Source organism: Holdemania sp. 1001302B_160321_E10 (assembly GCF_015552275.1).
In the GTDB taxonomy this organism is placed as follows: Bacteria; Bacillota_I; Bacilli_A; order Erysipelotrichales; family Erysipelotrichaceae; genus Holdemania.
In genome coordinates, this window is the sequence record NZ_JADNEM010000023.1 from 21,497 (window position 1) to 34,341 (window position 12,845).

At 51.7% G+C, this 12,845-nt stretch carries 15 protein-coding genes; 8 read left to right on the forward strand and 7 right to left on the reverse strand.

Annotated elements, in window-relative coordinates; genetic code table 11:
- Window positions 1–599: 599 nt before the first annotated feature.
- On the reverse strand, window positions 600–1,352 hold the full coding sequence (locus I2D94_RS13300) for a GNAT family N-acetyltransferase (protein ID WP_195397275.1): 753 nt from the start codon (window positions 1,350–1,352) through the stop codon (window positions 600–602).
- Window positions 1,353–1,551: 199 nt separating this feature from the next.
- Here I2D94_RS13300 and I2D94_RS13305 point away from each other — a divergent pair, with 199 nt between their 5' ends.
- Window positions 1,552–2,349 carry a Nif3-like dinuclear metal center hexameric protein gene (locus I2D94_RS13305; RefSeq protein ID WP_195397276.1) on the forward strand — a complete coding sequence of 266 codons (798 nt, stop codon included), beginning with the start codon at window positions 1,552–1,554 and terminating at the stop codon, window positions 2,347–2,349.
- 132 nt (window positions 2,350–2,481) lie between these two features.
- Here the strand turns inward: I2D94_RS13305 and I2D94_RS13310 are convergent, their stop codons facing one another.
- The 4 genes from I2D94_RS13310 to I2D94_RS13325 form a co-directional block, all read right to left on the reverse strand.
- Entirely contained in the window at window positions 2,482–3,171 is a 690-nt protein-coding gene (locus I2D94_RS13310; RefSeq protein WP_195397277.1) for a DUF2461 domain-containing protein, read from the reverse strand.
- Window positions 3,159–3,992: an RNA polymerase sigma factor gene (locus tag I2D94_RS13315; RefSeq protein WP_195397278.1), complete on the reverse strand. Its 834-nt coding sequence runs from the start codon at window positions 3,990–3,992 to the stop codon at window positions 3,159–3,161. The genes I2D94_RS13310 and I2D94_RS13315 overlap by 13 nt, the downstream gene beginning before the upstream one ends.
- A 246-nt stretch (window positions 3,993–4,238) precedes the next feature.
- Window positions 4,239–5,072: a bifunctional 2-polyprenyl-6-hydroxyphenol methylase/3-demethylubiquinol 3-O-methyltransferase UbiG gene (locus I2D94_RS13320; protein WP_195397279.1), complete on the reverse strand. Its 834-nt coding sequence runs from the start codon at window positions 5,070–5,072 to the stop codon at window positions 4,239–4,241.
- Between the two features lie 26 nt (window positions 5,073–5,098).
- Window positions 5,099–5,305, reverse strand: coding sequence for a hypothetical protein (locus I2D94_RS13325; RefSeq protein WP_072685591.1), 207 nt, complete (start codon window positions 5,303–5,305; stop codon window positions 5,099–5,101).
- Between the two features lie 60 nt (window positions 5,306–5,365).
- Here I2D94_RS13325 and I2D94_RS18520 point away from each other — a divergent pair, with 60 nt between their 5' ends.
- The 3 genes from I2D94_RS18520 (at window position 5,366) to I2D94_RS13335 (ending at window position 7,984) form a co-directional block, all read left to right on the forward strand.
- Window positions 5,366–5,488 (forward strand): hypothetical protein, encoded by a 123-nt coding sequence (locus tag I2D94_RS18520; protein WP_255370403.1) that lies wholly within the window; start codon window positions 5,366–5,368, stop codon window positions 5,486–5,488.
- Between the two features lie 122 nt (window positions 5,489–5,610).
- The gene (locus I2D94_RS13330; RefSeq protein ID WP_195397280.1) at window positions 5,611–6,885 is read left to right on the forward strand and encodes a DEAD/DEAH box helicase; all 1,275 of its coding nucleotides are present in this window, start codon (window positions 5,611–5,613) and stop codon (window positions 6,883–6,885) included.
- A 220-nt stretch (window positions 6,886–7,105) separates the two neighbouring features.
- Window positions 7,106–7,984: an MBL fold metallo-hydrolase gene (locus I2D94_RS13335; RefSeq protein WP_195397281.1), complete on the forward strand. Its 879-nt coding sequence runs from the start codon at window positions 7,106–7,108 to the stop codon at window positions 7,982–7,984.
- Between the two features lie 548 nt (window positions 7,985–8,532).
- Here I2D94_RS13335 and I2D94_RS13340 read toward each other — a convergent pair.
- Window positions 8,533–8,685 carry a hypothetical protein gene (locus I2D94_RS13340; protein WP_159432828.1) on the reverse strand — a complete coding sequence of 51 codons (153 nt, stop codon included), beginning with the start codon at window positions 8,683–8,685 and terminating at the stop codon, window positions 8,533–8,535.
- Between the two features lie 4 nt (window positions 8,686–8,689).
- On the reverse strand, window positions 8,690–10,468 hold the full coding sequence (locus tag I2D94_RS13345) for a beta-galactosidase family protein (protein WP_195397282.1): 1,779 nt from the start codon (window positions 10,466–10,468) through the stop codon (window positions 8,690–8,692).
- Between the two features lie 123 nt (window positions 10,469–10,591).
- Between I2D94_RS13345 and I2D94_RS13350 the strand changes: the two genes are divergently transcribed.
- From I2D94_RS13350 to I2D94_RS13365, 4 genes are read left to right on the forward strand one after another with little or no spacing between them, the layout of a single operon-like run.
- Window positions 10,592–11,740: a helicase-related protein gene (locus I2D94_RS13350; RefSeq protein WP_195397283.1), complete on the forward strand. Its 1,149-nt coding sequence runs from the start codon at window positions 10,592–10,594 to the stop codon at window positions 11,738–11,740.
- The gene (locus I2D94_RS13355; RefSeq protein ID WP_195397284.1) at window positions 11,727–12,386 is read left to right on the forward strand and encodes a ComF family protein; all 660 of its coding nucleotides are present in this window, start codon (window positions 11,727–11,729) and stop codon (window positions 12,384–12,386) included. The genes I2D94_RS13350 and I2D94_RS13355 overlap by 14 nt, the downstream gene beginning before the upstream one ends.
- 15 nt (window positions 12,387–12,401) lie before the next feature.
- Window positions 12,402–12,611 carry a hypothetical protein gene (locus I2D94_RS13360; protein ID WP_139248659.1) on the forward strand — a complete coding sequence of 70 codons (210 nt, stop codon included), beginning with the start codon at window positions 12,402–12,404 and terminating at the stop codon, window positions 12,609–12,611.
- Between the two features lie 26 nt (window positions 12,612–12,637).
- Window positions 12,638–12,835, forward strand: a complete 198-nt coding sequence (locus I2D94_RS13365) for a cold-shock protein (protein ID WP_072685599.1) — start codon at window positions 12,638–12,640, stop codon at window positions 12,833–12,835.
- The last annotated feature ends 10 nt before the right edge of the window (window positions 12,836–12,845 follow it).

Consider the following 12,845-nt stretch of genomic DNA (forward strand, 5'->3'; position numbering starts at 1 on the left):
CCTTTCCAGAGCTGAACAATCCAGCTCGAAAAACAAATGAATCCAAAGAAAGATCCATCCCGGACGGGCAGCCGCTTCATCAAAGACCCTACACTATTAATATTGCGCAAAAGTAGAAATAGCCTTGCTGGAAACAGAAGAAAGCTAAGATTACCTGGGATCTTTTGTGAAAACGAATGAAACTAAGCGAAAAATGAGCGGATATGCTTAATTACATAAACATGGCACGTTTGAGTTGATTGAACCTGAACAGGTTGCTTTCAGAACATTTTTAAATACAGAGAAGAAACAAAGGGAAAAGATATACAAAAATTTATTTACTAGAGAAATGAAGATTGTGAAAACAACCACGGCCATGAACTAACTCAAGAAGGAATAGACTTTAGGTGCAGGGATGCTTGAAAAAGCGATCCCTGTCAGACACGATCTCGTATTCGAGAAGTGGCGGACAGATCAGCGCCGGTTTTCTTTGTGATGATTGCGGCACTTTTTTTGGACAATTCAATCAAGAAATAAAAGCTGAAAATAGAAAACGAACGCTGAGAAACTCAACGTTCGTTTGCGGTAAGTGAATAAATGATTTATGAAATCCTGTCCTGTTATTTTAATATTCTTTTCAGCATCTCAGGGTTAAGCAAATTCACCGTTTCAAATTTTCCCTTGTAGAAACAGGCCCAGTTGTTGAAAACACAGGGCAGGGCTTTGGCTTTTTCCAAGGTATCAACATGCCTGAGCGTCAACGGAATAGCCTGAGTTTCACACTCTTTCTTAACCCTTTCAATAGATTGCGCGATAAACGGACATTGATCGTCATAAAAGAGTGTTAATTCCTGATTCTCAATTCGCATTTGTTTAGCGTTTTCCATGAATCGCGGTTTTGTTCCATCCAGCGACAAAGCCAGAAGCTCATAGCCGTTTTCAGTTTGATCGACGACTTCAAAGCCCTGTTTCTTGGCGAATGCCTGATCGGACAGCCAGGATTTTTGTTTGTGCGACCCCAGCATGCAGACGCCGGCTTTCCCCTGACGTTTTGCGTCAGCCAGACAGGAATCCATCAAAGCCTGACCAATCCCTTTTCCCTTGAAGCTGCCGGTAACCCAGAGACAGTAGAGATAGAGATAATGATCGCCGTTGATCGGAACCCAGGCAGTTTCTAACGGCGCGTATTCAATGAAGGCTGTTTCTTTTTCTTTTGCGTCCAGTTTGCGGAAAATATGGCCCTCCGGAAGCCGCTCAGCCAGCCACCGGCGTTTGGCTTCCACTCCCGGATGTGCTTTTTTCGTGCGGATAATGCAGCTGAGATGCTCGGATGCAAGATTATCCGGCGTTAAGGTTACAAATTTGAATTCCATTACGGATCCTCATTTCTTTTAAGGAAATTATATAAGATTTTATGACAGAAACATAGAGCGCCGCGGATTTTGTAAGAAAGTGATGCAATAATGATGGACGCATGAAATCAGAGAGAACATTGAAAAAAATACAATAGAGTCAAATTGATAAGATCGGACACCGATTTCGGCTTATAATGAAAACAAAGGAGGTTCGTTTATGCAAATACAAACAATAATTGATCATATTCAAAGTCATACGCCCTGGGTGGATTACCGCAAAACCCGGGATTTTATCCTGATTGAGGGAGGGAGTTCCGAGGTCAGTCAAGTGGCTGTCTGCTGGGTCGCAACGATGAAAGTGATCGAGGAATGCATCCGACAGGATATTCATTTTATCATTTCACACGAAAATTGCCTCTATGTGGAAACAACCGCGCCGTATAAGACGATGAAAGACCTGCGCGATCAAAAGATCAAGCTTTGCCAAAAACATCAGATTACCATATACCGCTGTCATGACGGCTGGGATCAGTTTCCATTCTACGGTGTGGCGGATTCGCTGGCGCGCAGTACCGGGATTCCCTTTGACGAACGCCCGGTTTCCTCTTTTTATCATTACGCGGCGATTGAGAAGGAAACCGTTTCAGAGCTGGCGGAAAAACTGGCGAAAGCCTTGAAGCCGCATGGCTGCGGTTATGTGGAAATTCTGGGGAATCCGGATCAGCGGGTAACGAAATTAGGCATGGGCGTCGGCGCAGCGATGAATTCGCAGGTGATGATGCTGGAGAATGTGGATTGCATGATCCTGGCTGACGATGGCTTCACGAACTGGATCGATCTGCAATGGTGTCTGGATGCCAAAATTCCCTGCATTCTCTGCCATCATTCTACCAATGAGATGGAAGGCATGGCCGGCATGGTCCACTATTTAAGCAAAGTATTTCCTGATTGCCGATTCGTTAAATTGGACGAGGGATTTCAGTTTACCCTGATCGAGGCTCCGGCAGAAGATTGAGTGAAAAGGAATCCGTTATAAGCTTATTGTTCCAAAGGTTGGTAAAATACGAGCCTGACGAAATAGAACAGAGAAGAAAAGCCGGGAGTATCCGAGATCCCCGGCTTTTATAACGATTCAATGAGGACGGTCTCAGCGCTGCGGCATCGTGAAGGAAGCCAGCGCGCGGTTCAGGAATTCGTTGAACGGCCGCATGGTTTCAGCCAGTCTTACGATCTGACCGACGACTTCTGAAGCGGACTGATTGCCCTCGATGTAGCATTCGAGATACCATGACTTCATCTTCAGATAATCCGCCAGCGGATGATCGGCAGGAAATGGCTTCGGCACTCGTTTCAGGCTTTCTCCTTTAACCGGCAGACAGACGGCGAAGTCCGGCGTCTGGATCAGCGCGCTGAAAACGTCAGCTTGTTCCAGAATTGCCTGACGGACCAGCATGGTCGCTTCCGCAAACTGCGAAGCAAACAAGCCGCCGCCCACAAGCAAGGCAGCGGGTGTCAGAGCGAGGAACAGATCGCAGGGAATCGGCTGGGATCCCCAGGGAGAACAATGAATCCGGAAGACCGGGTTGTAGGGCGACTTATCGTTGGAAAACCGGGTGTCCCGGTTCAGCCGGCTGATCCGGCGGGAAATGTCGATGTCCAGATGCCGCGGGTCGTTTACCGCAAGCTGTTCGTTGACTGCGCGGGCCAGATTTTCAAATTGTTTTCGCGCCAGCTTGTATTCTGTCTGATGCGCATGCATCCAGTCCAGACTGTTGCTGCGGGCCAGATCGCCAAGAAACTGCTGCGTCAGGGCCAGATCAAAATTTAATTCTGACATACTTTCTCCATCCAGACGGAAGCGACCACTTCCTGTAATTTCTGCCGCTTTTCTTCCGGCAGCGCGTAGGCGGACAGGGTATCGAATACCGTCATGTGTTCCTCAATTTTTTCCATCGCTTCTAAATGCTGATGTAAAACCTGCGGTTCAGCTGTCGGCAGCTTGGAATATTCCAGATTGTTCGGATCCAGCCGGCGCGTGCCAATCGCAAAGTCGATCCGGCAGGTGCAGCGGCAGCCGCCGGAAGCCAGGTAACAATACTGCGACATGAAATCGGCCATTTTCCGACGGGCGCGGGATAACCGCTGGCGGTAAGCTTCCGGCGTTAAGTTCAGGATTTCCGCCGCCTGCCGGCTGTCGGCTTTAAACATTGTGCCCAGAATGAAGATGCAGCGATCCTGCGGCTTCAGACATTGAAGCATGACGTTGGTACACGAATATTTCAGTTCCCGGGCCAGAATCTGCTTATCTTCCCGCTGCGATTCTTTCTGGTATGCCTGAATATCCTGAGCATAGGCCTCATAGCTCAGCGGATGCGTGGCGAACATCGAGCGCTTTTCGTCGATCAGCCGGTTGACCGCAAGCCGGTAGACCCAGGTGCTTAAGGCACTTTCCCCGCGGAAGCCCGGCAGTTTTTCCAAAACCAGAAGCAGGATTTCCTGCGTTGCGTCTTCGGCGTCAGCCACGCTACCAAGCATCCGCAGCGCCAGGTTAAAGATCGGCGTCTGCAGCTGCCGGACTAATTCTGCCGCGGCCTGTGGTTTATGCGCCAGCACCTCCTCAATCAAAGCGGGGGATAGCGGTTGAGTTTGATTGTCCATCTGAATTTCTCCTTTCAATAATTAGACGGAAGGGAATTCTTTGTGTGACATTTTTTTGCGTTATTTTTGTAAAAATTTTTAAATTCAGGATACCGCATGAGACGAGGATAGGCGGAAAATCCGTTTTGGGGATAGCGCTGGCTCGCATAGCGGCGAACAAGGGACAGCGCGTCACAGGATAAGAGTGGTAGTCAGCGGTCTTCCTTCTTATCCTTTGACAATGTATTGGTTCTTTTTTCGCAGCCGTCATTCCTTTTTTGCCAGCACACACAGCGTTGTTTTGTCTTTTTCCAGCGGCCCGCCTGCCACATCGCCATAAAACGTAACGGACTGAAAGCCCGCCGCGGTCAAATCCCGCTCTAATTCTGCAGCGGTAAATCCATGTTCCCAGACGTGATAGATTGTGTACGCGTCAGGCTTGATCGTGACATATTGGTTACAATACGAAGCGTCCTGATCATACCGATAAAACGCGTGCAGGACCAACGCCGGCTCCTCGCTCCAGTAGCCTTGTTCTTCAACGAACCAATGCTTCGTTTCAGGCTTGCCCTCATAGTTCAGCGGTGTAAACACGTCGAACAGAAAAACACCGCCGGGAAGCAGGGAAGCGTAGATCTGCTTTAATAAGGCTGTTCGGGCGGAAGGCATCAGCACGCCGAAATCACAATAAATCAGCGTGATCACATGGAATGGCCCGCCGAATTCGATCTGGGTGTAATCCCCCTGACGATATTGGATCGAGAGGCCTTTTTCTGCCGCGGACTGCTTCGCGTAATCCAGCGAGCGGACGGAGAAATCAATTCCGGAAACTTGATATCCCTGCCGGGCAAAGAGCTCCGCATAGATTCCCGGCCCGCAGCCTAAATCCAGAAGCTGGGGATACTGATCCGGCGGCAGCTGGGATGCGATCCAGGCTGCGGATTGCCTGACGAAGTCTCCCCGGCGTGTCGCGCCATCGGTCGTTTCATCCAGATGAGCTTCGAGCATTTTCTGCGACAGATAGGGATCAGTCCAGATATTCGCCTGACTCTGTTGATATAAGGCCGGCCGGGTTTGGATCTGAGAAATAAAGTTTTTCATGAATTTTGTCCTTTCTTTTCGGATTTTTAACCGTGGGAATGAGCTTGAGGGGCAGCGAGGAACGCTTTTTCCTCGAAAACGCCTGGGAAACGCTTGTTGATCAACGAAAAATCGTTGTGGAAAATCCCATCGCACCCCAAAAGAGCTGCTTGTAACATACTTTCCTGACAGCAGCCGGCGATGATATTTTCTTTTTCCACGTTTTGCTGGACGCAGATTTCAGGACCGGACACCGGACAGAATCCATCCTTTTTTGTGAGCTTGCGCCTTTATTGTAACGGGAAATAAGCCTGATGGCAATCGCGATCATTCCGGGACTGTTCGTTTCTTGCGGCATGGATTTTGACAATGAAGCCGTCCTGTTTTTAGGAGCGGAGGCGCTGCAGGAAAAGGGGTTCCGCGCTTTTTTCTGGTAAAATAGACGAAGATGAGCTATACTATGTACCGTAAGTCCCATTTCTTGATGCATAATTGTGTTATGACATCCTGACAGTGCGCCGAAGCACTGTTTTTGAATTAGGAATAGAAAGAGTGAACCATGAAATTTAACGAATTACCAATCCATCCGTCAATCTTGAAAAATTGCCAGCGGATGGGCTATACGACCCCGACCAAGATTCAGCAGAAAGCGATCCCGCCGGTCTTGGAGGGGCGCGATCTGCTGGGGCTGGCGCAGACCGGCACAGGCAAAACTGCAGCGTTTGCACTGCCGATTCTCGACCAGCTGATGAAACAGCCGCAGAAAGGCAAGCGGGCGATCAAGGCGCTGGTGCTGACCCCGACCCGCGAGCTGGCGATCCAGATTGTGGATAACTTCCAGCTGTACGGCCAGGGCCTGCCGTTGAAGACCGTCGTGATTTTCGGCGGCGTCAAGCAGGGCGCGCAGGTCGATCAGCTGAAAAAGGGCGCGGATATTCTGATCGCGACGCCGGGCCGTCTGCTCGATCTGGTCGGCCAGCGTCTGTTGGATCTGAGCCAGGTGGAAATCTTTGTGCTCGACGAAGCCGACCGGATGTTGGACATGGGTTTTATCCACGATGTAAAACGCGTCAGCGCGCTGCTGGTGAACAAAAAGCAGACGCTGCTGTTCTCGGCGACGATGCCGAAGGAGATCGCCGGGCTGGCCGCTTCGCTGCTGAAGAATCCGATCCGCGTGGAAGCAACGCCGGTATCCACGCCGATTGAAAAGATCGAACAGCGTGTGTACTATGTGGAAAAGCACGAAAAGAACGACCTGCTGCTGCGGGTCTTGAAGAAGGAGGAAGTCACCTCGGCGCTGGTCTTTACCCGGACCAAGCATGAAGCTGACCGCGTTGTCCGCTTTTTAACCAAGGGGCATGTTCAGGCGATGGCGATCCATGGCAACAAATCGCAGAACGCCCGGCAGAAAGCGCTGGCCGCATTTAAGAATCATGAGATCCAGGTGCTGGTGGCGACCGACATCGCGGCGCGCGGCATTGACATTGAGAAGCTTTCTCATGTCATCAATTACAACATTCCCAATATCAGCGAGACCTATGTTCACCGGATCGGCCGGACAGCCCGGGCGGGGCAGGAAGGGATTGCGATCTCCTTCTGCCAGAATGACGAACGCGCTTATTTGAAGGATATTGAAAAACTGATCCGATATACGATTCCGGTCGTCAAGGATCCTGAGTGTAAAACTACGGTTCAGCCGCAGGCGGCGGAGTCCAAAACGGTGGGTTCCCCGAACCAGGCGCCAGCCAGTCCGGCGAATAAACCAGCCGGTCATCGGCCAGCTCGCCGGCGCCGTCCAGCTCACGCGCAGAAGTCGCGCGAGGCGGCGAAGTAAGGAAGAAGAATATGAGATCGAAAGCATTTCCGTTTTCGATCTTTTTTCTTGTTTCTTTTGTTCTTTCTTTTGTTCAGGGAAAATTATGTCACAGCGAGGATTCGCGCTAGCCCGGGGACTTTCACCGCGAATTTCTCCCTGTGCGGAGTTGGCATTTGAGCTTTTCCCCTTTACAATAAAGAAGAGGAAAATCAATGTTAAAAACAAGGAGGACATGAGGATGATTCAGGCGGAACCGATCACAAAAACGACATGGCGGATAAGGGGCTGCGGCTGCGACTGTTATCTGTTGGACGGAGAGGTCCCGGCGCTGATCGACTGCGGCTGCGGGGAAGTCCAGATCCGTCAGTTCTGTGAAGCTTTAATTCAGAAACCAGTCAGGACGGTGATCTGCACCCATGCCCATATTGATCATACCGGTCAATGCGGCTTGTTTGATCAAGTGTATATGACGGAAAGAACGGCGGCGTCCAGCCGCAACGCGATGGACGAGGATCCCGCGAAGCTGAATTTGGATTATACGCCGGTATTTGTGCAGGACCATCAGATTCTTAAACTCGGACAACGGTGCTTGGAAATTCTGCTTTGCGATTGTCACGCTCCGGGCAATATCATGATTTTTGATCACACGGAAAGAATCCTCTATGCCGGCGATGAACTGGACGTGGATCAGGTGCTGCTTCTGCCGGGCTTTGCGGAAAAAGCGGGGCAGTTTCACAGCGAGCCGGCGGCGACGGTGAGCGATTACCGGAAATTGTTGATCCAGCTTGATCTGCGGCGTGAAGAATTTGACTGGATCTGCACCGGTCATAACGGTTCACCGTTGAAACCGGAAGTCCTGACAATCATGATCGAACTCTGCGATCGGATTCTGGCCGGAGAAGAAGGTTGTCTCGACTGCAGCTCCGCGACCTACAGCGCCCGGGATCGGCATTTCCCCTATCACCAAGCTCATTACCGGCGGGCGTCATGGAAAGGCTTTTCGTTAGTGTACTGTGCCGACAGCCTGACCGACAGAACACAGAATTCTAAAGTCATTCCAGCTACGCCGCTGCATGCAATGTGCGAACACAACGTCGCGGCGGCGCAGGGCAAATAACCACGATTAATCGGGAATCTGCAGATAGATGATGAAAGAGTCGGACTTTGATGTCCGGCTTTTTTCTACTTGTGAATGAGAACTTTGGAGAAATTTGTTAGTCATAAGAACTGTTTCAGTCACCGTGGTTGGAGAAGGCAAGGGAATATATAGAATAGAAGGAATAAGTGAGTTATATGGAACTACATTGATTAAAAAATGTATCTTTTTCGATGAAGTTCAATGGATCCCCGCTGGGGAAGAGGCGGTCAACGCCTTCCAGATCGATTTCAACTGTGATATCTATCTTATTATCAGAAGCCTGTTTCTTTGATCATTATGAGAAGATAATTGTATCCCTGTATCCGGGACTGAACGCTTCTTATAAGAAAATAAAATCGGTGAACGTTGTGGATTGGCTGATTGCGGATGAAGCCTGAGATACCTTGAATAATAGGAAAATAAGAAAACCATTAAATTAAAAAACAGAGCTTTTAAACCTGTCCGGGAGTTTCTGAACTCCTCATGATAGGACGTGCTGATAGCTCTGTTTTTTTAAAGGACTTTGATTATTGGAGATCTTGCCGGTCTTTCTTGTCAGTTTTCTCAAGCTCCGCTTTGGCGTCAAGGATTCCCTGTTTCACCGCACATCGGATGATTTCATAAACGAGGGTGAGTGCGATCAAGAGGATGAGAAGCTGAAAGAGAATTCCCCAGACCATCGGCTCAGGCTTCCTGCGGCTGATCGATCAGCGGCTGGTCGTCCAGCGAGACTGTTCCGGTTCTGCCTTCTGTTTCAAACAGGACAATCGTATTTTTACCTTTTTTCAATAACGGCGCCGGGATATACAGATAATGCGTCGGGCCCAGCTCCCAGAACCGCCCAAGATTTTCCCCGTTCAAAAACGCTGTGCCTTTGCCCCAGCCGTTCAGGTTCAGGAACGTATCCGCCGGTTCTTCAATGTCTACGGTAAATTGATAGAATGCCGGAACACCTTCCTGATAATCGCCGATGAAATCAACCTGATCGACATTGTTCAGCTCCAGGCAATACTGCTGCCAGCCGGTGTGGAAGTGCAGGTCCAGCATGAAGCCGCCTTTGATGCCCTTGCGCTGATGCGGAGAAACCAGACTTGCGCCGTAGTTGATGCGGCCGAGGTTTTCCACCAGAATGTCGATCACGTTGTCAGTCGGATGATCGAGCGTAAGCGGGATGTTGCTTCCCATCGTTTCCTTGTATTGTGTGGCGATCAATTTCTGGTTGACAAATACCTGAGCGCGGTCGTCGCAATCCGCCAGCTTGGCTTTGGCCAGCTCGCGCGCTTTGCCGACATGCGCGCGGTACAGGATGTAGCCGTAGCCCTGCCCCAGCTTTTCCATCGGCTGAGGAATGTCGGTTTCGATCGGCTTTGCCAGCGAGGAAAGTGTATTAAATAAGGAAACCTTGTTCTCACAGCGCAGTTCGCCATAGCTTTTAAAGGTGATCGGCGTGGACAGCGGCACCGGAGTGATCGGATGATATTTGGCGATGACCTCGCGGAAAGCGGCGTATTTTTCTGCTTCCGTACCCCACTCCGTCAGCGGAGCGGCATAGTCGTAAGAGGTGATCTGCGGATCCATGCCGTTGTGGTAGCTGCAGCCGTTATAAAATTCCGGATTGGTGCCGCCGTGGAACATGTAGATGTTGACGCTGCCCTGACGCAGCATCGCGTCCAGCTCGTCTGCCGCCTCCTTTGCGTCGCGGGTTTTCAGCGGCGATCCCCAGTTGTTGAACCAGCCGATCCAGAATTCCATGCACATAAGCGGGCCGTGGATGTCGTTGTCGTCCATGAACTGACGCAGCGCGCCGATCTGTTCGTCGGTGCGCGAGCCGAAGTTGGCAGTCGGCAGCACGCTTTCATTGAGTAAGGTTCCGGCGTCGAGCACTTCGCGCCAGCCGCCGTCGGATGTAAACATCGGCACATCGCAGCCATGCTTTTCCATCAGACGCTTGATCGCCTTCAGATATTGCTTGTCGTTGCCGAAGGAGCCATATTCATTTTCAATCTGGCACATCAGCACCGGTCCGCCGTGAGTGAAAAACAACGGCCGGATCACCTTGAACAGCTCGGCGTAGTAGGCGTCGACCGCATCAAGATAAGGTTGATAAGTCGAACGCACGCGCATCGAATCGTCCGCTAACAGCCATGCCGGCAGACCGCCGAATTCCCATTCCGCGCAGATGTACGGCGTCGGCCGTAAAATGACCCACAAACCTAAATCCTGAGCTAAGCGGACAAAGCGCGCGACGTCCTTGCGTCCGCTGAAATCAAACTGGCCCTTTTTCGGTTCATGGTAGTTCCATGGGATATAGGTTTCCACGCAGTTGCAGCCCATATTTTTTAATTTTTCCAGACGATCCTGCCAGTATTCAGGAACGATCCGGAAGTAATGCAGCGCGCCGGAGATCAGTTTGACAGGCTGGCCGTTAAGCATAAAATCATCTTGAATCGCAAAGGTAGTCATGATTGTTTCCTCATCTTTCTCTACCTTTTATTGTAGAAAAGAAATCGTAAAAAAGAAAGGAATTCTTGTTTTTTGCGGGGCTTTTTCCAATTTTCCGCAATATTATAAGTGGGAGGTGAAATTATGCGCTGTCCGCGATGTGGAAATGAGGATCCGTCCTGGTTCTATCTTGGCAGCAAGGGCTGGTACTGCCGCCGCTGCGTCGGCTTTTCCCGGATGCTGGCGTGCGAGGCCAAGGAACCGGTCGTGCCCGAGCTCAGTGAACCGCTGGATCCGCAGCTGCGACTGGATTATCCCCTGACTCCGAATCAGAAAAAGATCTCCGATCAGCTGTGCGAATTGTCCGAAACCCACGACGTTCTGGTCGACGCGGTGTGCGGCGCGGGAAAAACGGAAATTGTAATGGATTGTCTGCGGAGGCGGCTGCAGCGGGGACAGCGGGCGGCGGTCGCGGTCGCCCGGCGGCAGGTCGTGCTGGAATTGGCGCGGCGGCTGGCGGACGCGTTTCCAAACCTGTCGGTGATCCCGGTCTGTCAGGGTTATACCAAGAAGACCGAAGCGGATCTGATCGTCTGTACGACCCACCAGCTCTACCGCTATCCCCACCGGTTCGATCTGTTGATTCTGGATGAACCGGACGCTTTTCCCTACAAGGGCGACCCGGTTCTGCATGGAATCGCGCGCACCAGCTGCCGCGGCCAGATCGTTTACACGACGGCGACGCCGGATGCGGAGCTGCAGGAACGGGTGAAGGCGGGGACATTGAGGCAGCTCAAGCTCAACCGCCGTCCGCATGGTCATGATCTGACGGTGCCCCGGGTTTTGATCGGTCCTCAGTTCCTGTTGATCCTGCGGCTTTATCGCTGGCTGAAAGGCAAACAAAAGGCGGACAAGCAGGCGCTGATCTTTGTGCCGACGATTCGCGGCTGTCATCGCTTGAAAGTTCTGTTTTCACTGGAATTTTCCTGCGGTGAGCTGACCAGTCAGTCGCCGGATCAGGATGAAACGCTGCGGAAGCTCCGGGCAAAGGAACTGCAGTTCTGCTTTGCGACGACGGTGCTGGAACGGGGCGTGACGATCGCGGGCGTCGACGTGTGCGTGATGGATGCCGATCATGGCGTGTTCGATGAAGCTTCGCTGACCCAGATGATCGGCCGGGTCGGGCGCAGCTTTGCCTGTCCGGATGGCGATGGGTTGTTTCTGTGCCGCAGGCGCAGCGAACAGGTCGAACGCTGCGTGAAACGTCTGGAGGAAGCCAATGCTGACGGCTGAGCGCTGCCTGTGGTGCGGCGGCCCGTTGTTAAACGGATGCACGATCCCCGAAATGATGTTCGCCGACGATTCACTGTGCGGCCTCTGCCGCAGTCAGCTGACGCCTGTTTCCCATCAAGTGAAGCTCGGCGAGCTGAGCGTGCGGGGGCTGGTTGTCTATGATGAGGCGTTCATGAAAATGCTTGTGCAGTACAAGGAATGCATGGACGAAGCGCTGCAGGATGTTTTCCTTCTGCCTCGGCGCGATAGGCTGCGCCGGCGGTACCGCCATTTCACGCTGGTGCCGATGCCCTCATCCCGCGCTAAACGGGAAAAACGCGGCTTCGATACGATTCCCCAGCTGTTTTCCGGACTGCGGCTGCCGATCGTGGAGCTGTTGGAAAAGACGGAGGATTACGTGCAGCAGGGCAGCGCCTCCCAGCGGCAGCAGGCTGCCACCCACATTCGCTTGATCCCCGGCGTCCCAATTCCGGATGGAAAGCTGTTGTTGATCGACGATGTGCTCACGACCGGCAGTACGCTCAACGCCGCTCACGCATTGCTTCCTGCCGCCGACCAAGCGCTGGTGCTGGCCGTCAATCAACGCTTCCTTTCGCCCCCTTTCGCTCCATTCCGTAAGCTCCGTTGTCGAAAAAGCGCGGAATAAGACGAAGGAAAAGATTTGAGTTTGCGGCCGATCCTCTCTATACTCAAAGTAGACGGGAGCGGCGGAATTCTAGCGGCGGAAACAAGCGAAAATCAGGATCAGTCGAAGCGGAATTCCCCGGGTTCAGCGAACGAAGGGGTGAAGCAGAAAAGCATCAAAACGACGGGCAGCGATCCCGGTTCCCGTCGAAGCGACATGGCGGAGAAGACCGCCGCGGATAAATAAAGAAGAAAGGGTTAGGTTTAAGGCAGATGCAAGGTAAAGTAAAGATGTTCAATAAGGAAAAAGGTTACGGCTTCATCAAGCTCAGCGATGGCCGCGATGTTTTTTTCCATTATTCCCAACTGGTGATGGACGGCTTCAAGACGATCGAGGAAAACGCCGAGGTGGAATTCGATCTGGTCGAAGGCGACCGGGGCTATCAGGCCCACAACGTCAAAAAACTGTAAAACAGCGATC